This is a genomic window from Microlunatus endophyticus, assembly GCF_014646195.1.
GTDB classification, from domain to species: domain Bacteria; phylum Actinomycetota; class Actinomycetes; order Propionibacteriales; family Propionibacteriaceae; genus Microlunatus; species Microlunatus endophyticus.
On sequence record NZ_BMMZ01000006.1, the window covers coordinates 104,411 to 122,943 of the forward strand.

Below are 18,533 nucleotides of genomic sequence, written 5' to 3' on the forward strand. Positions count from 1 at the left end.
GGAAGATGGCGGGGTGACAGACGAGAGCCACAGGTACGACGTCGTGACCTTCGGCGAGCCGATGGTGCTGCTGCTGGCCACCGACGACCTGCCACTGCCGATCGCGCAGCGCTTCGACTACGCCCTGGCCGGTGCGGAGAGCAATCTGGCCACCGGGCTGGCCCGGCTGGGACACCGGGTCGCCTACTTCGGGCGGGTCGGGGCCGACAGCTTCGGCGAACGGATCCGGCAGACGCTGCGGGCCGAAGGGATCGACGTCAGCGGCCTGAGCGATGATCCGCAACGGCCGACCGGGCTGTTGATCCGCGACAGCCCCCGGGGTCGCCCGATCACCGTCGAATACCGCAGATCCGGCAGTGCCGCGACGGCGCTTGCCCCTGACAACCTCCCCACCGGACTGCTCGAGGACACCCGCCTGCTGCACGTCACCGGTATCACGGCTGCGCTCTCCGAATCCGCGCTCGCCGCCACCGAACAGGCCATGGCGGTCGCCAAGGAGGCCGGCGCGGCCGTCTCGTTCGATCCCAACATCCGGCTGCGGCTCGCCGACCCGGCCCGCTGGCAGGTGATCGTCAAGCAGCTGGCGACCTACGCCGACATCGTATTCACCGGGCGGGACGAGGCCGAGCTGATCGCTCCCGGTGTCGATCCGGGCCGGTGGTACACCGACCTCGGCGTCACCAGCGTGATCGTCAAGGACGGCGGCGAAGGATCGTCCGAGTACCTGCCCGGCTCCGGCGAAGTCGTCCACGCAGGCATCCGGACGGTGCCGCTGGTCGATCCGGTCGGCGCCGGTGACGCCTTCAACGCCGGCTGGATCTCGGCCTGGCTCGATGGGGCCGACGCGCCGACCCGGGAGGACTCGCAGACCCGTCTCCGGACGGGTGCCGTGGTCGCCTCGATGGTCGTCGCGGTCCGCGGCGACTGCGCAGGACTGCCGACCCGTCAGCTGCTCGACCAGGTGCTGGCCGGTGGCTCGGACATCATCCGCTGACCAGATCATTCCCCACCACATCGCCCATCGCCCATCCCATCGATCACCGGAAGCCAAAGATGATCATGACGTCGAACCAGCCCGATGCCGCCGAGGTCAGCCGCCTGATCGCCGACAGCGGCGTGATCGGGATCGTCCGCACCGACTCAGCCACGCACGCCGTGGAGCTCGCCCGTCAGCTGTGGGATGCCGGCGTCAGGGCGGTCGAGGTTGCGCTGACCACGCCGGGCGGGCTGGAGGCGATCAGTGAACTCGCCACCGCCGTGCCCGATGGTGCCGTGCTCGGCGCGGGCACCGTCCTGGACGCCGCGAGTGCCCGGCTTGCGGTCCTGGCCGGTGCCCGGCTGCTGGTGACGCCGACGATCGTCGAGGGCGTCATCGAGGTCGGCCGCCGGTATGCGGTGGCGACGGTGATCGGTACGGCGACGCCGACCGAGATGCTGCACGCCCAGACCCTGGGTGCGGATTTCGTCAAGGTGTTCCCGGCCTCCCAGTGGGCGCCGACGACGCTGTCCGACGTGCTGGCGGCGCTGCCCCAATTGCGTTGTGTCCCGACCGGCGGCATCGCCGCCCAGGACGCCGCCGAGTGGATCCGTGCGGGTGCGGTGGCCGTCGGCCTCGGCTCCGGTCTGACCCGAGGCGCCGATCCCGCAATCCAGGTGGCGACCCTGCTCGACTCGCTCCGCTCAGCCCGGGCCTGATTGCTTATCGGGCTGCTCATCGGCTGCCGGCCAGCCGGTCGTGCAGCCGCCAGCCGTTCGGGCCGGACTGTACAAGACCTGCATCGGCCAGCGCACCCAACTCGGCCAGACAACGCGGCATCGTGACATCTGCGGCCAGAGCGATCTCGCCCGCCGTCTTATAGCGTCGCCGCGGCACCGCCTCGAACACCGCGAGCCTGGTCTCGTCCAGACCGTCGGTCACCCGTGTCGGGCCGCTCGGCACCGGGGCCAGCTCCTCGCCCATCGCAGCCAGCGTCTCCCGCGCCTGGGCCGAGTTGGTGATCATGGCTGCCTGTCCCTCGCGGATCAGCAGGTGCGGGGTCACCGACAACGCTGAATGGATCGAGCCCGGAACGGCCATCAGCTGCCGGTTGCACAGCCCAGCCCAGTTGGCCGTATTCCTTGCGCCGGACCGGATGGCAGCCTCGACGACGATCGTGCCGACCGCGAGGGCGGCGATCACGCGATTGCGTGCCAGGAAGCGGACCCGGGTCGGGTGTGCGCCCGGCGGCAGTTCGGAGATCAGTAGATGATCAGTTGCGATCGCCTGGAACAGTGCGTGATTCCCGGCCGGGTAAGCGGTATCGACGCCGCACGCCAATACCGCGATCGTCGGGCCCGGCGCGGACAAAGCACCCCGGTGCGCGGCGGCGTCGATACCGAACGCCCCGCCCGAGACCACCGTCCAGCCCGACCCGGCCAGCTCACAGCCGAGATCCCTGGCGACCATGTCTCCGTACTGCGACGAGGCGCGGGCGCCGACGATCGCCACCGACCGCCGCGCAAGCGCCGCCAGATCCCCTGGCCCGCGGACCCAGAGTCCGTAGGGCGCGCCGCCGCGTCGTTGGATCGACTCGCCGGCGGACAGGTCGGACAGGCGTTCCGGCCACTCGGAATCACCGGGAATCACGAACCGGAACCGGCCTGCTGAGATCGCCGCCTGGTAATCGGACAGGTCGAGGCGGTCGGCCCGTTCGGCCAGCGCCGGGCCGTGGTCGCCGGCCAGGACGGACCGCAGCATCTCCACCGCGCCGATCCGGCCGACCTCGACCGCGAGAGCGGGATCACCCGGTTCAGCGATACAACTCAACGCCATCCGGGCTCGCCGTTCGGGGCTTCGATCCGTTTCCGTGTCCATCCTGCGAGCGATGCCCGGGTTCACGCCGGAATCAAGGCCGGGATCGGTTGCCATATCCGCCGCTCGAGCGATCGGACGCGGCTCGGTCCGAGGCAGCTCCAGCGGCAGCACCTGGGCAAGATCATCGCTCGATCCGGTGATCATCCTGCCTTCACCCCGATTCGTGTCCCCTGCTCGCCCTGGCGCATGGCCAGCGCGATCGACAACTCGTCCTGGCCAGGGCGCGGCAATCCGGAGAGGTCGGCGATGGTCCACGCGATCCGCAGCGTCTTGTCCACACCGCGTGGGCTGACCGAACCCGAGGCAACGGCCCGGTCCAGCATCTCGACGCTGTCCGGCAATGGCAGCCGACGTCTCAAGTAGGAACCGGACACCTCGCTGTTGGACTGCCACCCGGTGCCGGCCAGCCGATACCGCTGCCGGGCCTGGGCCTCGGCCACCCGGGCGGCGACGACGGCAGTGGGCTCGGCTCGGGCGAGGGCGTCGGCCAGGTAGCTCTTGCGCATCGGCAGCATCGGCTGGACCAGGTCGATCCGATCCCGGATCGGACCACTGAGCTTCTCCCCGTAGCGGCGTACTGCCATCGGGGTGCACTCGCACAGCGCCCCGACCGTGCCGGCATTGCCGCACGGACAGGGATTGGCCGCCAGCACCAACTGGAAGCGCGCTGGATAACGGGCCTCACTCTCGCTCCGGCCGATCGTCACCTGCCCCGATTCCAGCGGAGTCCGCAGCGACTCCAGCACTCTGGAACCGAATTCGGGTGCCTCATCGAGGAACAGCACGCCGCGGTGCGCCCGGGAGATTGCACCGGGACGAGCCACCCGGCTGCCGCCACCGACCATGCTCGGAACCGAAGCCGAGTGATGCGGCGCGGAATACGGCGGCCTGGTGATCAATCCGTCCTCCAGGGTGAAACCGGCCAGCGAATGAATCGCCGAAACCTCGAGTGCCTCGGCCAGACTGAGATCGGGCAACAGACCCGGCAGCCGCTCCGCCAGCATCGTCTTGCCGACCCCTGGCGGCCCGGTGAACAGGAGATGGTGGCGACCGGCGGCGGCGACTTCGAGTGCCCACTTCGCCTCCAGTTGCCCGGCCACCTCGGAAAGATCGAGCTTGCGCCGGTCCACCACCGGCCGACGGTCGTGGTCAGGACCGTCACCGGGTGGATCATCAGGGATCGGCTCGTCCTTGAAGAACGCGATCAGCTGGGCCAGGGAGGCGATTCCGAAGATCTCCAGATCCTCGACCAGGGACGCCTCGCCGGCCTGTGCCTTCGGCACGATCGCCCGCCGGTAGCGCTCCTGGCTCGCCGTCAGCAGCGCAGGCAGGAGGCCGCGAACCGGATGGATCCTGCCGTCGAGTCCCAACTCGCCCATGAAGACCGTGTCGCGGAGTTCCTGCGTCGGGAAGATCTCATCCGCGGCCAGCGTCGCAGCGACAATTCCCAGATCGTAGTGAGAGCCGGCCTTCGGCAGGCTGGCCGGAGAGAGGTTGATGGTCACCAGCTTGCTCGGCCAGGTCAGTCCACAGCTGCCGATCGCCGCCCGGCAACGATCCCGCGACTCGTACAGCGCCGTGTCGGGCAGGCCGACCAGCACCGTGCGCGGCACCCCGGCTCCCAGATGCACCTCGATCTCCACGATCCGACCCTCGAGACCGACCAGGGCCACAGAATGGGCGACTGCCAGCGTCATCCGTCGATCCCCTGCACATGATCGATCTGGGGCCGCGTCCCCGGTTTGATCAAGACGCCGATGCCGTCGATCCGAATGTCGTCGCCGTGCTCACCCGTCTCTGCCAGCCACTGGCCGGCCAACTGGCGCAACCGGCGCGCCTTGGCGTGCGTGATCGCCTCCAGCGGACTGCCGTAGCCGAGGCCGGAGCGCGTCTTCACCTCGCAGAAAACGATCTTGCTCCGGCCCCGCTGCTCGATCCGGGCGATCAGATCGATCTCGCCCGCCCGACAGCGCCAGTTGCGGTCGACGATCCGATATCCCAAGCCGGTGAGGTATTCCGCCGCGAGGTCCTCGCCCCGACGACCGAGCACCTGGCGTACGTCCGTGGTCTGCATTCTGCCTCCTCACCCTCAACAATGGGCCTGAGGCAGGCGGGTGTTTCAGCCCGCGCTGAATCTGTGGACGCAGCTTCGAAATGCTGTCCGTCTGTGGAAAAGCAGCAGATCGAACGCCACCGGCTGGCGCTACAGCGACGCCAGGTCGACGATCGTTCCGGTCCTGGCCGACTGGTAGGCGCCGAGAATCACCTTCAGCACCTGGATGCCCTCGTCCTCGGTGTTGACCGGCCGCTTTCCGTCACGCACGCAGGCCACGAAGTCCGCGATCTCGGCGGCCATGTTGTCCACGTCGGGCAGGTCGATCCTGACCGGATCCTCGTCGTTCAACTGGTAGTCGATCGTCGTGCCGTCGCTGGACAGACTGCCCTTCTCGGCCACGATCGAGAACCGCTCGGTGCCGGGTGCCGGCGTGTACGCCCAGCCGGTCACGATCGTACCGACCGCGCCGTTGTCGAATCGCACCAACACCTGCGCGGAGTCCTCGCCTTCCATGAACGTCAGGCGGTGTTTGCTCACCATGGCGGCGACCTGTGTCGGGCTACTGCCAGCCAGGTGCAGCAGCAGATAGGTGGGGTGATAGCCGGTGTCGATCAGCTCGCCACCGCCGGCGGTGGCCACCCGCGAGCGCCAGGTCATGCCGCCGGAACCCGTTGCCCTGCTGAGGAAGCTGTCGGTCGTCCGCAGCTCGTAGATCTCGCCGAACGTCCCTGCGTCGAGCAATTCGCGGGTCCTGGCGACGGCCGGCATGAAGAGCTGGTTGTGCGCGCACATCAGGGTCACGCCGTTGTGCTCCACCGCTTGGCGGACGGCGTCGGCCTCGGCGACCGTCAGGCAGAGCGGCTTCTCGCACAGCACATACTTCCCCGCGTTGGCCGCAGTGATGATCGCGTCGGCATGGAGGTGGTGCGGTAGGCAGATGTCGACAGCATCCACGTCATCGCGTTTCACCAGTTCGCCGTAGTTCGTCAGCACGTCGGCGCCACCGACCTCCTCGGCGCGCGTCCGCGCGTTCTCCTCCACGACGTCGGCGATCGCGACCACCTTCACCTGGTCACCGATCGCGTTGTAGCCGCGGACATGGCCGCGAGTGATACCGCCGGCACCGATCAGACCGATGCCTACCGTCCCGCTCCCCTGAGCCATGATCAATTGCCTCCCGCGGTCCAGTACACGGCGTTGCGGATGATCTGGGCGACCTCGGGCTGGTACAGGGTCCGGTACTCCTCGTGGCCGGGCCGGAAGTAGAACGCCCGGCCGGCACCGATGCTGTAGGCGACACCGGAGCGGAATTCGTGCCCGTTGTCGAAGGCGGAATGGAAGACGACGGTGTCGGGCTTGCCCAGCCCGGCGTCCTCGTCATAGCTCTCCTCGATCCCGATCACGAAGTCGCTGATGCCTCTGGCGACCGGATGATCAGGAGCCTTGACCGTGATGGTCTCCTTGCCGCCGTTGATGTCCACACCGCCGAGGTGCCCGTCGTCCTCGATCAGCGCGGTGTAGGGCTTGGACATGTGTGCCGAGTGCAGCGCGACGAAGCCCATGCCTGCTTCGCGGACCCGGGCCACGATCCGCTCGACAGCGGCATCGCTGACCCGGCGGTGCAGCAGATGCCCCCACCACACCAGCACGTCGGTCTGTTCCAGGTCGGCCGCCGACAGGCCGTCATCGGGGTCGACCAGCTCCGCCGTGCTGACCTCCAGTCGGGGATCCTGCAGCAGCGCGGCAGCGACCGCACCGTTGATGTCGTCCGGGAACACCGCCCGCGGCGCGGTGTGCTCCGACCAGACCCGGACCCGAATCGTTTCATTCGACACGAACTGTCTCCTTGTCACATCAATTGGTCACATCAGTGCTTGGGTGTTCCACGTAACTCCGCGGCGCCGGCCGGGGCAATGGCGGCCCCGCAACGTCTCATCGATCGGCCGTCGGCGGTTTCGGGATGGTGAACGGGCAGTACTGCTCGAGGTTCGGCTCGGTCTGCTTCTCCACCGATTGCAATGCCTGCCGGGGCGTCGCAGCACCGCTGAGGACTGCGGTCTCGGCATTGCTCATCGCATTCTGCATCTGGGCGTTGACCGGCAGCGGCGGACGGCTGGTGGAGTACTTCAGGGCATCGGCGAAGAATTTCTGGTCCTTGGTCACCGCCGGGTCGTCCAGCAGGGATTTGTACGTCGGCAGGTGCTTGGTGACGGTCGCATAGATCTTCTGGCCCTGCGGCCCCGAGGCGTACTGGATGAACTTCCAGCCGCCGTCCGGGTTCGCTGCGTACTTGGGGATGACGTAGGCGAAGCCGCCGGACCAAGTGAAGGGCGGATCGCCCTTCTTCAGCACCGGCAGATAGGTGACGCCGTAGTCGAGATCGGGTTTGTACTGCTGGAGCGAGGCGATGCTGAAGTTGCCGTCGATGGACATCGCCTCGTTGCTGTCCAGGAAGATGCTCTGGTTCGGCGGCGCACCCGGCGGCTGGTAGGTCGCGATGAAGGCGGCGACCTTGCTGTAGTTCAGCTCCTTGGCCCAGGCGGCTTCCTCCGTGAACGCGTCGACGATCGGCTTCGACAGCAGGTCGAGGGAGCAGGTCTTGTTGTCGAAGAACGTCGCCCCGTTCTCCAGCGTCCACGTCGACCAGAAGCCCTGGGTCAGCCACGGGATCAGCCCGATCTGGGTGTACGCACCGTTCTTGGTCCTGTTCAGCTTGGCATTCAGCTTCATCAGTTCCGACACGGTCGGAGGCCCGTGGGTCGGGCTGAGGATGTCCGGGTTGATGCCGGCCTTGCGCAGCAATGTCTTGTTGTAGAAGAGCGCACGGCTGTCGCTGTCGTTCGGGATCCCGTACGAATCACCCCGGTACGCACCCTCGTCCCAGGCGAATTTCAGGTAGTTCGAGGACATCCCCGGCGACTTGTTCACATACGGCTGCAGGTCGGTCAGGATCCCGGTCGCCGCGTACTGCGCGGTGGTGAACCGGTCGACCAGGTAGACGTCGGGCCCGGTGTGACCGCGGACTGCGGTGATCAGGTCGGTCGCGTCACCGGTGCCGATCGTGGGTTTGGGCAGCAGATTCACCCGGTAGCCGGGGTTGGCCTTCTCGAAGCCGGCGATGATCTGGTCCCAGGCCTTCATGGTGATCGGATCGGTGATCGTCGTCCAGTAGGTGATCACCTTCGGATCCGAGCTTCGGGTGGCACAGCCGGTCAGCGCACTGACGACCAGGCTCAGGCATACCAGCACGGCACAGCCGAACCGCAACCGTCGCGGCATCCGGCGCAACCCCATCAGGCCCGTCATCGCAGACTTCCCATCGTGATGCCCCGGACGAAGAATCGCTGGAAGCCGAAGAAGAGGATGATCACCGGCACGATCGTCATCACCGAGGCGGCCATCAGAAGATTGACGGTGATCAGGCCGGGTTGGGTCTGGCGCAGGTATTGCAGGCCGATCGCGAGCGTCTGCAGCCGCTGGTCCTGCAAGTAGATCAACGGTCCGAGGAAGTCGTTCCAGGCGGCCAGCGCGGCGAAGATGCCGACGGTCGCCAGCGCCGGCTTCGACATCGGCGCCACGATGGTCCACAGCACGCGCCATTCATTCGCACCATCGGCCCGTGCCGAGTCCAGGATGTCCTTGGGCAGTTGCAGCAGGAATTGCCGGAGCAGGAAGGTGGAGAATCCGCTGCCGAAGAAGGCCGGCACCACCAGCGGCAGCCAGGAGTTGATCCAATGCAGCCAGCCGAACAGGTCGAACAGCGGAATGATCGTGATCGCCGACGGCAGGAACATGGTCGCAATGACGATATAGAACATCACATCGCGGCCCGGCCACTCGATGCAGGAGAATCCGTAGGCGATGATGAGATTCGACACCATCGTGCCCAGGGTGACCAGAACGGTGATCGCGACCGAATTCACGAAGAACCGGCCGAACGGAAATGCTCTGACGGCCTGGGAGAAGTTGCTCCAATCGAATGTGTGCGGTAGCCAGGAGACCGTGTTCTGGGCCAGTTCGGCCGGCGTCTTCAGCGACGTCACCAACATCCAATAGACGGGGACGAGGAAGAACAGACAGGCAATGATCAGGAATATTCGGGCTCCCCAGCCATGGTTGCGCCCTGTGCCCGACGATCGCTTGGCCAGCGGGGTCTCGACGAATTCGTCAGCGGTTGCCATGGGTCACACCTCCACACCGTAGTGGACCCAGCGACGGGACAATCGGAAGATCAGGTACGCCATCGCGATGCCCACCACGAACAAGACGACGGCCAGGGCCGAGGCATATCCCAGCTGGGCATAGGAGAAGGCGTTCTCGTAGAGATTCAGCATGTAGAACAGCGATCCGTTGTTCGGACCGCCGGGGGTGCTCGGCACGATGTAGCCCGGAGTGAAGATCTGCAGGGCCTGATTGACGGCGTTGATCGCGTTGAACAACAGCACCGGCGTCAGCAGCGGCATGGTGATCCGGAAGAACCGGGCCACCGCGCCAGCGCCGTCGATCTTGGCCGCGTCGTACAGCGTCTCGGGCACGTTGTTGAGCCCGGCCAGGAAGATCAACGCAGCATTGCCGGCCGCGAATTGGGCCATCCCGATGATGACACCCTTGATGCCCGCCCCACTGGAGAGGAAGTCCTGCGCCGGCACCCCGAAGAGGCCGAGGAACTTGTTGATGACGCCGTAACCAGGATTCAGCAAGACGATGAAGATGAACGAGAACGCGAACTGCGGGATCAGCGACGGCATGTAGAGGATCGTCCGATACACCGACACCTCGCGGACCCGCCGATTCATCGCCAGTGCCAGAGCAAGGGCGATGAGAATCCCGATCGGGACGGCGAAAACCGCGTACCACATCGTGTTGAGGGCCGAGGTGCCCACGATCGGGTCGGTGAACATGCGGGTGTAATTGTGTACGCCGTACCACTTCGGCTTGGAGAATCCCGTATAGCGGGTGAGGCTGATGATGATCGAATACACCAGGGGAAACAATGTGAACGCCAGAACGCCCACGATCCACGGGCTGATGAACAGCAATCCCCGCCGGAGGTTTCGCCAATCCCTGGGCGTCAATCCGAAGCGCCCGGTGGCGTCGTGTGCCATCGTCTCTCCTTCCGATACCACCATTGGTCCGGCAATCGACAACGCGGAATGCAGGCGCCCTGCTCGACGGCTCGATACTCCTGCCGGAGCACTCATGGCTTTCCGCGCGCAGGCCGAAAAGATCAGCCATACGCCGCCCGACGATGAAAAGAAGGCGGTACAGCGAGACGTCAATTCCGCGATTGGTCACCGACGTTGCCCCTGGCGAGCGGCAATGTCAAGCCCAACTCGCCGCCGGCGGGTCAACGGGCCGCGGTTTGTCCCGGCATGCGGTATATGAGGCGAGGTGAATCTGAAGAATCTGTGCTGCAGCTATGAAATGGTCGTCACGCCCGAGTGACGGGCGAGCGGATCCGGACGCTCAGCTGTTACCGGACACATCCTTGGGCAGTTCCAAGTCGCTGTGCACGATCTCCTCGATCGACACATCGCGGAAGGTGAGCACCTTCGCACTCTTCACGAACCGGGACGGGCGGTACATGTCCCACACCCAGGCATCGGCCATCGACACCTCGTAGTAGACGTCGCCGCCCTCGGTGCGGACCTTCAGGTCGACCGCATTGCACAGATAGAAGCGGCGCTCGGTCTCCACTGCATAGGTGAAGATGCCGACGACGTCCTTGTACTCCCGGTACAGCTGCAGCTCGAGATCGCTCTCGTACTGCTCGAGATCCTCAGCGCTCATCGCAATCCATCCTCTCGCAGATCTGTCCCCGGAACGGTGCTCGACGCCCCGGAGTCGGCGGTCCGTCCCAGAATCGTTCGTACGACCTGGCCCGGTTTGACGGTCCTGGCGACATTGTCGAATCGCATCCGGTGGACCGGGGCCGGTCCGAACCGGTCCAGGTGGCCTTGGTGCAGCGGAGTGCAGTAGCCCTTGTGGACGGCGAACTCGTAGTCCGGGTAGGTCTGGTCGAGTTCGGTCATCATCCGGTCCCGGGTGACCTTGGCCAGCACCGATGCCGCGGCCACGCAGGCGGCGACCCGATCGCCCTTCCAGATCGACAGTCCGGGAACGCCGAGGCCGTCGACGCTGAAGCCGTCGGTCAGGACGTAGGTCGGCGGCACGTCCAGGCGCAGCAGGGCTCGCCGCAGCGCCTCGAGGTTGGCGACGTGCATGCCGAGCCGGTCGCATTCCTCCGGCTCGATCGCCACCACGGACCAGGCGATCGCCTTCTCGACGATCTGGTCGTAGCAGCGCTCACGCTGGGCGGCACTGAGGAGTTTGGAGTCCCGCAGGCCGACGATCTGTTTGGACTTGGCGTCGGAGAGGATCGCCGCACCGGCGACCAGCGGGCCCGCGCAGGCGCCGCGACCCGCCTCGTCGGCGCCGGCGACCGGCGCCAGACCGACACGCTTGAGCGCTCGCTCGTAGCCGTAGATGCCGCTGTCGCGGCGGACCTGGACTCGCGCAGCCGTCGGCTGCAGCCCATCGTCACTCATGATGCCCACTCATGATCTCGGCAAACGATCGCTACCCACACGGGTCATTGTGCGAGTTGACCACAGCCTGCGCAGGAGCGGGGTCCTTGGGTGCCGGCACCTGGGCGAAGGTGTCGGGGATGTGGATCCATCGCGCCCGGTCGAAGGGCGCAACGATCGCGAACACGGGTCCCACGACATCATCCTCCGGTACGAAGGCACTCATCGGGCTGCCGCCGTCGACCGATTGATCGGTGAGATGGCAGCGCGAGTCCGCACTGTCGTCGCGGTGGTCGCCCATCACCCAGAGTCGGTCGCGCGGCACGATGACGTCGAAGGGCTGGTCCGAGGGCTTGGATTGCCGGCCGTCGGAGGAATACAGATAGCTCTGCTCGTTGAGCGGCTGGCCGTTGACCGTGATCCGACCCTGGTTGTCGCAGCACTTGACGTGGTCACCGGGCATCCCGATGACGCGCTTGACCAGATACTCGTTGCTGGTGTTGGGCAGTACGCCGATGAATTCCAGCGCCTTGCCGAGCGGTCCGCGCTGCGGGGCCTGTGGTTCGTCTCCCAGCCAATTGTCGGGATCCTTGAAGACCACGACGTCACCGCGTTTGAAGTGGGTGACCTTCTGGACGGCGATCCGGTCGTTGACGTTGAGGGTGTGCTCCATCGATCCCGACGGGATGAGGAACATCTGGCCCAGGAAGGTCCGGATCAGGAAGGCGATGATCAACGCCCCGACGACGACGATCAGCAGTTCCTTGAGCAGGCTGCCGATCTTGTCCCCGACGGTTTCCGGATTGTCCTCCGTGCCGCGTTTGGCGCTCACCGGCTCGCTTCCCGACACTCTGCTCCGACCACCCCGCCATTATCACCCGAGTTCGGTCCGCCTCCGGCGACGCCGCACGCGGCGTCCCGAACCCGGGTGTCAGCCAAGGTTCTAGACCTCGCGCTTCTCCTTGATCTTGGCGGCCTTGCCGCGCAGACCACGGAGGTAGTAGAGCTTGGCCCGGCGGACGTCACCGTGCCGGTCGACCTCGATCTTGTCGATGATCGGGCTGTGCACCGGGAACGTACGCTCGACGCCGACGCCGAAGCTCACCTTGCGAACCGTGAACGACTCGCGGATGCCGCTGCCGGAACGGGCGATCACCACGCCGGTGAAGAGCTGGACACGGGACCGGTTGCCCTCGACCACGCGGACGTGCACCTTGACGGTGTCGCCGGGGCGGAACGCCGGGATGTCGTCGCGCAGCGAAGCCTTGTCGAGCGCGTCGATCAGGGCGGGAGAAGCCAACTTGGCCATGTCAGTGTCCTTGCCGTGCCACAGGTCACCGCTAGCGATGAAGTTCCAGATCCCCGGTACGCGGACGATCCCCCTGTGGCAGGAGCCGCGAGAGCCAAGGACAACAGCAGACCATCTTGCCACATCCGGCGCATCAGGCTGAAATCGTCATCGTGCCTGAGAACGCGTCCGAGGACCTGACATCGCTCCCGGTCCAACCATCGTACGATCCCGGCCGCGTCCCGGCGGCGGTCTTCCACGTCGTCGGCTGGCTGGTCCTGCGCCGCGGCGATGCCATCCTGTTGGCCCGCAGAGCAGGCGTCAGCTATGGCGACGGTAGGTGGGGCCCGCCCGGCGGCCACGTCGAGGCCGACGAGACGCTGGCGCAGGCGGCGTCCCGAGAAGCATGGGAGGAAGTGGGCGTACGCACCCGGCCCGATGATCTGGTACCGATCGGAATGGCCCGCTACGTGGACGGAGACGTCGCCGGCCTGGACGTCTTCTTCAGCACCGACCGGTTCGACGGCGAACCGCAGCCGGTCAGCGAATGCGACCGGGTCGGCTGGTTCGGCCTCGAGGCTTTGCCCGAACCGATCCTCGATTGGGTGCCGGGATCGCTCCGGCGCTATCTGGTCGAGGGCATCTGGTTCGCCGAATCGCTCGACTGATCATCCTCGGACTCGCCGACGTTTTGCTGATCGCTTGCCGCCAGGGCCTCGATCCGGGCGAACCGCCCGGGCTCCGGGTCGGACGCGAAGGTGATCTCGCCGGTCAACCCGATCTCGTCCAGGAACGGCCGGTCATGGCTGGCCACCAGCAGTGCACCACGATACTGCTGCAGCGCCGAGGTGAGAGCGGCGACCGTGTCGAGATCGAGGTTGTTGGTCGGCTCGTCCAGAATCAGCAACTGGGGTGCCGGTTCGGCCAGCAGCAGGCCCGCCAGGCTGGCACGGAAGAGTTCGCCGCCCGACAGCGTACGGGCCGGTCTGGTGATCACCTGCGCTCCGAGCCGGAAGCGTGCCAGCCGCGAACGCAGGGTGTTGTCATCGGCGCTGGGGGCGAGCCGGGACACCGAAGTGATCACTGGCAGGTCCGGATCGAGGATCCGCAGCCGCTGCGGCAGCAGCCGGATCGGCACGTAGGCGCGTACGCCGCCCGAGCGCGGCGGCACCGCACCCAGGATGGTGTCGATGAAGGTCGCCTTGCCGGTTCCGTTGCCTCCGGTCAGCGCCAGCCGCTCAGGGCCGCGGATGTGCAGATCCACCGTTACCCCGTTGCGCAGCACGAGATCCTCGGTGATCACGATCTCCCGGCCTCCCGGAACCGCGGTGGCGCTGAGATCAACTCGGACCTGGTCATCGTCGCGGACCCGTTCCTCGGCGGTCGCCAGGCGTTGCCGGGCCTCTTCGACATCGGCCTGATGACCTCCCCGGAGCTTGCCCTGGGAGACCTCGGCCTTGCGCTTCATCGCGCCGGCCATGATCGCCGGCATGCCGCTCTTCTCGGCGAACTCCTTGCCGTAGCGGTTGTGCCGGTCCATCTTGGTCTGGGCCTCGATCAGCTCCCGCTTCTGCCGCTTCAGATCCGCCTCCGCGGACCGTACGGCGCGGGCTGCCGCCTCCTGCTCGACCGCGACCGCATCGGTGTAGTCGGAGAAGGTGCCGCCGTAGAAGGTGATCACCGAATCCCGAAGCTCGGCGATCTGATCACACAGGGCCAACAGTTCCCGATCATGACTGACCGCGATCACCGGGCCGGGCCAGCGGCGTACGGCCTGGTAGAGCCGGTCCCGTGCGCTGTGGTCCAGGTTGTTGGTCGGCTCATCCAGCAGCAGCACCTCGGGTCGGGTCAGGAAATGCCCGGCCAGCGCGAGCAGCACCACCTGACCTCCGGACAGTGTGCCGATCGGCCGACCAAGATCAAGATCGTCGAACCCGAACGCCGCCAACTCGGCTCCGACCCGGTCCTCGAGATCCCAGTTGTCGCCGATGGTCTCGAATTGCTCCGGGGTGCCGTTGCCGGCATCGACCGTCGCCAGCGCCGTCAGGATCGGCTCGATCCCGAGTACCGAAGCGACGCTGCGGTCTGCGGCGAGCACCAGATCCTGTGGCAGATAGCCGATCCGATCCGGTCGTTCGACCGAACCGGAGATCGGCACCAGAGCGCCGGCCAGGAGTTTGATCAAGGTCGACTTGCCGGCGCCGTTGCGCCCGACCAGTCCGGTGAAGCCGTCGGTGAAGGTCGCGGTGAGACCGTCCAGAACGGTTTCACCGGTGGGAAAGGAATAGCTGAGGTCGTGGCAGACAAGGACAGCCGGCATGTGATGCTCCTGAAGTCGGAAATGTCGCACCGGCGCGGATCGCGAAACACGGTGCAGCAGAACGGGGACTTCAGAGATTCACCAGGCAGCCTTTCGCCGACAACAGGGCTCCTCCAGCTTAGGCGGCGAACCGGTCAGAACTCAACACAATCCTGTCGCAACCCGGTCACACCGGCGCATCACTTCGGCCGTCGGACATTGATCCGGCCGTGACGGGGAACAGAACTCACGGTGACCGTCGGCGCCTAGCGTCAGGTCCATGATCATCAATCAGACCAAGAACATCCGCAGGGGCATCGCTGGGGCCACCGTCGCAGCTGCCGCCATCGGAACCGTCGCCACGCTCGGTACGGCCACCGCCGCCGCAGCCACGCATCCGGCCGCCACCGTCAACGACATCACGGTCACGGCCAAGACGCTCGACAACTCCAGCGCCGGCCATTCCTATGCCGAACTCGTCCTCACCAACACCGGTAACCGGATCGTGTCCGTCAGGGGCTTCAGCGGAGTTTCCTTCGTGGCCGACGGAAACGGCACCCAGGTCGGGGTGCCGGCAACCTGGCTCCATGATCATTCCACCAGGACGATCACCCTGAAGCCGGGCCAGCACACCGGCGAGTTGGTGCGCATCGCCGACCCAGCCGTCTACGGCCCGACCAAGAACCATACGGTCACCGCCGACGGCTTCCGCGTCTATCTCCCGGGTCAGCGCCTGGCCGAATTCGCACCCCTCCACGTCCAGGCGACCACCCGCGACGTGACCCAGCTCGCGGCCGAGCCGGTGGGCGTCACGAGCTGAGGTCGGACGCCTCGCGCCAGGCGGCCAGCACCTGTTGCTCGGTCGCCGGTCCGAGGCCCGCCCAGCGGTCGCGGTCCAGCCCAAGGCTCCGCTCGTAGTCCAGAACCCGCGCGAGCGTCTCCTCCAGGGGCCGAAGCCGCAGGCCGTGCTCCCGGGCGGAAGCGATGGACCGACTGCCGAATCCTGGCTCACCTCCGGGCACCCACAGCGGCAGTGAGTCCGGGCCGGCCCAGTAGCCGACACCATGATCAGCGAGGAACTGCGGATCGACGGCGATCGTCCGACCCCGGTGGCCGGCCACCCGGACCGCAAGTCCGAGCACCTGTGGCAACGGCGTCGGCTCACCGGTGGCATTGAAGGTCCCGGCCACACCACGTTCGGCGGCGTCGAGCAGCCACGACGCCAGATCGTCGACGTCGACCAGTTGGGTGTCGTCGTCGACAGCCGGGACCAGCACCCGATCATCGGTGCCGATGCCGCGGGCGAACCGCGCCGGCCAGTACCCCACCCGATCGCTGCGATCCCCTGGCCCGGCGATCAGGCCGGCCCGGCACACGTGCGCCCGCTCCCCGACTGCGGCACGGACGGCGTTCTCGCACGCGACCTTGGCCGGGCCGTAGTCGGTCATCTCGGTGAAGCGATCCCCCGCCAGCGGCTCGTGCAGTCGGGCCGACTCGTCCTGGGCCGGCACGGAATCGTCGGCGTACACCGAGATCGTCGAGACGAATGTCCAGTGCGCGGTCCGTCCGGACAGCGCCTCCAAAGCATGCCGGACCTGGCCCGGTTGCATCGCGACGTCGATCACCGCGTCCCAGTCCTGGTCGCTGATCGGCTCGTACGCCTCCGGCCCGCCGTCCCGGTCTCCCCGGACCCACATCGCACCCTCCGGCGGACGGGCGGTGGTGCCCCGGGCCAGGCAGGTGACCTGATGGCCGCGTTCGAGAGCCTGTCGGGCGGTTGCCGCGGACAGGAACGCGGTACCGCCGAGGATGAGGATGCGCATTCGGTGATCATCTCCGGGTTCGGGTGGGATTGCCAGTGGCTCTGCCGCGAGCAGACGTGCCGGCAACGGCCCGGATGGACCGTGCACGGCGGTAGGGTCACAGCAGCGGTGGCGCCGACAGCGAAGATTCACCGGGCATCAACGATGTCTGGCGCCCGAGGCACCCTCGGGTGGGAGTGATCCACGGTGCAGCACGATCGCAGGCCACGCGGCGGGCTCCGCCCGCGTGCTGGCCCGCACGACGCGACAGGTCGCACGGCGTCACCGCGCCTCACACACCCCGACGGCAGGTCGCCATGACGCCCGAGGAGGATCTTGCGCTGCGGCTGGCCTACGTCTTCCTCTCGACATCATGGCGGCGGGCGGACCTGACCGATGCGGCCATCGCCTCGCTCGGCGGTGAACCAGCGTGGCTCGGCGGTCTCGTCTCCCGTCTGCTGGGCAGCATCCGCGAGCGTCCGGCCGATCGTCCGTACGATCTGGCCCGGGTGATCATGGGCCAGCAGGTCTATCTGGACGGACTCGATCGCGATCATCATCAGGACACCGTCTGGAGGGTCCGTTCGTTCCCGGTCGGCGGGCTGGTCGCCGAGACCGAGCGGATGGCCGTACCGGACTGGCCGGTGCCGCGTCTGGGCACCGAACGCGCGCTCGCCGATCTGCTGCGGGTCGACCTTCCGGTGCTGCTCTGGCTGGCTGATCCACGGGGCTACCTGCGGCGCGCCGACGACGGACTGCAGCCGTACCGCTATCGCTGGATCCGCAGGCCGGGGCGTACGCCACGTCTGATCGAGGCACCGGGCCCGTTGCTGAGATACGTACAGCGGCGACTGCTGGACCGCGTACTGGTGGGGATTCCGGTGCACCCGGCGGCATACGGCTTCGCCCGAGGCAGGAACGCCGTCCGGGCCGCGCGCCGGCACGTCGGGTCGGACTGGGTGATCAACTTCGATCTGGTCAGCTTCTTCAACGGGATCAGAGAAAGCCGGGTCCGCGGCATCGTCCGCGTCGCCGGCTATCCCGAACCCGTCGCCCGGCTGATGGCGGCGATCATGACCACGGCCACCCCGGTCCGGACCTTGCAGCGCATGCCGGACGACGGGCCCGATGATGATCGCGCCGTACTGCGATCGGTTCTGCGCACGGCGCATCTGCCCCAGGGCGCGCCCACCTCACCAGCGATCGCCAACCTCGCGTGCTATCGGCTGGATGTCAGGCTGGCCGGCCTGGCCGAGAGTCTCGGCCTGCGCTACACCCGGTACGCCGATGATCTTGCCTTCTCCGGGCACGGCACCAGGCCGGGCCGACGCTTCTTCCGGCTGGTCACCGAGATCGTCACCGATGACGGCTACTGCCTCAATGATCACAAACAACGGCTGCAGACCCGCCGCGGCAGGCAGACCGTGACCGGCATCGTCGTGAACGACCGGGCGAATCTGCGCCGCAGCGAGTACGACCGACTCCGGGCAGTGCTGCACGACGCGATGATCAACGGACCGGAGCACGCCAACCGGAACGGCTACCCGGCCTTCCGTGAGCACCTGGACGGCCGGATCGGCTGGGTCGAGCAGCTCAATCCCGCACGCGGTGCCCGGTTGCGCCGGCAGTTCGAATTGATCACCTGGCCCGAGGACCGGTAGCCGCACCCGGTGCGACCGGCCGGGAGCGCGCGACGGTCCGGTGGGC

General features: G+C 67.0%; 19 protein-coding genes. 5 read left to right on the forward strand and 14 right to left on the reverse strand.

Going from position 1 to position 18,533, the window contains the following annotated elements; translation table 11 throughout:
* The first annotated feature begins 13 nt into the window (after nt 1-13).
* Nucleotides 14-994 (forward strand): sugar kinase, encoded by a 981-nt coding sequence (locus IEY07_RS13275; protein WP_229670069.1) that lies wholly within the window; start codon nt 14-16, stop codon nt 992-994.
* Between the two features lie 65 nt (nt 995-1,059).
* Nucleotides 1,060-1,695 carry a bifunctional 4-hydroxy-2-oxoglutarate aldolase/2-dehydro-3-deoxy-phosphogluconate aldolase gene (locus IEY07_RS13280; protein WP_188895866.1) on the forward strand — a complete coding sequence of 212 codons (636 nt, stop codon included), beginning with the start codon at nt 1,060-1,062 and terminating at the stop codon, nt 1,693-1,695.
* A gap of 16 nt (nt 1,696-1,711) precedes the next feature.
* On the opposite strand, the gene dprA is transcribed toward IEY07_RS13280, so the two are convergent.
* The 12 genes from dprA to rplS all read right to left on the reverse strand — a co-directional run bounded on the left by dprA (nt 1,712) and on the right by rplS (nt 12,746).
* Complete coding sequence (dprA, locus tag IEY07_RS13285; RefSeq protein ID WP_229670070.1) at nt 1,712-2,998, reverse strand: DNA-processing protein DprA; 1,287 nt, start codon at nt 2,996-2,998, stop codon at nt 1,712-1,714.
* Entirely contained in the window at nt 2,995-4,551 is a 1,557-nt protein-coding gene (locus tag IEY07_RS13290) for a YifB family Mg chelatase-like AAA ATPase (protein WP_188895867.1), read from the reverse strand. Before IEY07_RS13290 ends, dprA begins: the two co-directional genes overlap by 4 nt.
* Complete coding sequence (locus tag IEY07_RS13295; protein ID WP_188895868.1) at nt 4,548-4,928, reverse strand: YraN family protein; 381 nt, start codon at nt 4,926-4,928, stop codon at nt 4,548-4,550. The genes IEY07_RS13290 and IEY07_RS13295 overlap by 4 nt, the downstream gene beginning before the upstream one ends.
* Nucleotides 4,929-5,057: 129 nt before the next feature.
* Entirely contained in the window at nt 5,058-6,074 is a 1,017-nt protein-coding gene (locus IEY07_RS13300) for a Gfo/Idh/MocA family protein (protein ID WP_188895869.1), read from the reverse strand.
* A gap of 2 nt (nt 6,075-6,076) precedes the next feature.
* Entirely contained in the window at nt 6,077-6,745 is a 669-nt protein-coding gene (locus IEY07_RS13305) for a ThuA domain-containing protein (protein WP_188895870.1), read from the reverse strand.
* A gap of 97 nt (nt 6,746-6,842) precedes the next feature.
* The gene (locus IEY07_RS13310; RefSeq protein WP_229670071.1) at nt 6,843-8,216 is read right to left on the reverse strand and encodes an ABC transporter substrate-binding protein; all 1,374 of its coding nucleotides are present in this window, start codon (nt 8,214-8,216) and stop codon (nt 6,843-6,845) included.
* Nucleotides 8,213-9,091 (reverse strand): carbohydrate ABC transporter permease, encoded by an 879-nt coding sequence (locus IEY07_RS13315; RefSeq protein WP_188895871.1) that lies wholly within the window; start codon nt 9,089-9,091, stop codon nt 8,213-8,215. The genes IEY07_RS13310 and IEY07_RS13315 overlap by 4 nt, the downstream gene beginning before the upstream one ends.
* 3 nt (nt 9,092-9,094) lie before the next feature.
* Nucleotides 9,095-10,015 (reverse strand): carbohydrate ABC transporter permease, encoded by a 921-nt coding sequence (locus IEY07_RS13320; protein ID WP_229670072.1) that lies wholly within the window; start codon nt 10,013-10,015, stop codon nt 9,095-9,097.
* Nucleotides 10,016-10,376: 361 nt separating this feature from the next.
* The gene (locus tag IEY07_RS13325; RefSeq protein ID WP_154686790.1) at nt 10,377-10,700 is read right to left on the reverse strand and encodes a DUF2469 domain-containing protein; all 324 of its coding nucleotides are present in this window, start codon (nt 10,698-10,700) and stop codon (nt 10,377-10,379) included.
* Nucleotides 10,697-11,458 (reverse strand): ribonuclease HII, encoded by a 762-nt coding sequence (locus IEY07_RS13330; RefSeq protein ID WP_188895873.1) that lies wholly within the window; start codon nt 11,456-11,458, stop codon nt 10,697-10,699. The genes IEY07_RS13325 and IEY07_RS13330 overlap by 4 nt, the downstream gene beginning before the upstream one ends.
* Before the next feature lie 31 nt (nt 11,459-11,489).
* Nucleotides 11,490-12,269 carry a signal peptidase I gene (lepB, locus tag IEY07_RS13335; RefSeq protein WP_188895874.1) on the reverse strand — a complete coding sequence of 260 codons (780 nt, stop codon included), beginning with the start codon at nt 12,267-12,269 and terminating at the stop codon, nt 11,490-11,492.
* Between the two features lie 111 nt (nt 12,270-12,380).
* Nucleotides 12,381-12,746, reverse strand: coding sequence for a 50S ribosomal protein L19 (rplS, locus tag IEY07_RS13340; protein ID WP_188895875.1), 366 nt, complete (start codon nt 12,744-12,746; stop codon nt 12,381-12,383).
* 152 nt (nt 12,747-12,898) lie between these two features.
* Between rplS and IEY07_RS13345 the strand changes: the two genes are divergently transcribed.
* The gene (locus tag IEY07_RS13345; RefSeq protein ID WP_229670073.1) at nt 12,899-13,393 is read left to right on the forward strand and encodes an NUDIX domain-containing protein; all 495 of its coding nucleotides are present in this window, start codon (nt 12,899-12,901) and stop codon (nt 13,391-13,393) included.
* Here the strand turns inward: IEY07_RS13345 and IEY07_RS13350 are convergent.
* Nucleotides 13,351-15,045 carry an ABC-F family ATP-binding cassette domain-containing protein gene (locus tag IEY07_RS13350; protein ID WP_188895876.1) on the reverse strand — a complete coding sequence of 565 codons (1,695 nt, stop codon included), beginning with the start codon at nt 15,043-15,045 and terminating at the stop codon, nt 13,351-13,353. The two genes, IEY07_RS13345 and IEY07_RS13350, sit on opposite strands and share 43 nt — an antisense overlap.
* Nucleotides 15,046-15,304: 259 nt before the next feature.
* On the opposite strand from IEY07_RS13350, the gene IEY07_RS13355 reads away from it, so the two are divergent.
* Nucleotides 15,305-15,844 carry a DUF4232 domain-containing protein gene (locus tag IEY07_RS13355; RefSeq protein ID WP_188895877.1) on the forward strand — a complete coding sequence of 180 codons (540 nt, stop codon included), beginning with the start codon at nt 15,305-15,307 and terminating at the stop codon, nt 15,842-15,844.
* Here IEY07_RS13355 and IEY07_RS13360 read toward each other — a convergent pair.
* Nucleotides 15,834-16,847 carry an NAD-dependent epimerase/dehydratase family protein gene (locus tag IEY07_RS13360; RefSeq protein WP_188895878.1) on the reverse strand — a complete coding sequence of 338 codons (1,014 nt, stop codon included), beginning with the start codon at nt 16,845-16,847 and terminating at the stop codon, nt 15,834-15,836. The genes IEY07_RS13355 and IEY07_RS13360 overlap by 11 nt on opposite strands.
* A 296-nt stretch (nt 16,848-17,143) precedes the next feature.
* Between IEY07_RS13360 and IEY07_RS13365 the strand changes: the two genes are divergently transcribed.
* Nucleotides 17,144-18,487 (forward strand): reverse transcriptase family protein, encoded by a 1,344-nt coding sequence (locus IEY07_RS13365; RefSeq protein ID WP_188895879.1) that lies wholly within the window; start codon nt 17,144-17,146, stop codon nt 18,485-18,487.
* The last annotated feature ends 46 nt before the right edge of the window (nt 18,488-18,533 follow it).

Coding starts and splice junctions, on each gene's coding strand:
- IEY07_RS13280 (WP_188895866.1), top strand. CDS start 1,060: ATGACGTCGAACCAGCCCGATGCCGCCGAGGTCAGCCGCCTGATCGCC.
- dprA (WP_229670070.1), bottom strand. CDS start 2,998: ATGATCACCGGATCGAGCGATGATCTTGCCCAGGTGCTGCCGCTGGAG.
- IEY07_RS13290 (WP_188895867.1), bottom strand. CDS start 4,551: ATGACGCTGGCAGTCGCCCATTCTGTGGCCCTGGTCGGTCTCGAGGGT.
- IEY07_RS13295 (WP_188895868.1), bottom strand. CDS start 4,928: ATGCAGACCACGGACGTACGCCAGGTGCTCGGTCGTCGGGGCGAGGAC.
- IEY07_RS13300 (WP_188895869.1), bottom strand. CDS start 6,074: ATGGCTCAGGGGAGCGGGACGGTAGGCATCGGTCTGATCGGTGCCGGC.
- IEY07_RS13310 (WP_229670071.1), bottom strand. CDS start 8,216: ATGACGGGCCTGATGGGGTTGCGCCGGATGCCGCGACGGTTGCGGTTC.
- IEY07_RS13315 (WP_188895871.1), bottom strand. CDS start 9,091: ATGGCAACCGCTGACGAATTCGTCGAGACCCCGCTGGCCAAGCGATCG.
- IEY07_RS13320 (WP_229670072.1), bottom strand. CDS start 10,015: ATGGCACACGACGCCACCGGGCGCTTCGGATTGACGCCCAGGGATTGG.
- IEY07_RS13325 (WP_154686790.1), bottom strand. CDS start 10,700: ATGAGCGCTGAGGATCTCGAGCAGTACGAGAGCGATCTCGAGCTGCAG.
- IEY07_RS13330 (WP_188895873.1), bottom strand. CDS start 11,458: ATGAGTGACGATGGGCTGCAGCCGACGGCTGCGCGAGTCCAGGTCCGC.
- rplS (WP_188895875.1), bottom strand. CDS start 12,746: ATGGCCAAGTTGGCTTCTCCCGCCCTGATCGACGCGCTCGACAAGGCT.
- IEY07_RS13350 (WP_188895876.1), bottom strand. CDS start 15,045: ATGCCGGCTGTCCTTGTCTGCCACGACCTCAGCTATTCCTTTCCCACC.
- IEY07_RS13355 (WP_188895877.1), top strand. CDS start 15,305: ATGATCATCAATCAGACCAAGAACATCCGCAGGGGCATCGCTGGGGCC.
- IEY07_RS13360 (WP_188895878.1), bottom strand. CDS start 16,847: ATGCGCATCCTCATCCTCGGCGGTACCGCGTTCCTGTCCGCGGCAACC.
- IEY07_RS13365 (WP_188895879.1), top strand. CDS start 17,144: ATGACGCCCGAGGAGGATCTTGCGCTGCGGCTGGCCTACGTCTTCCTC.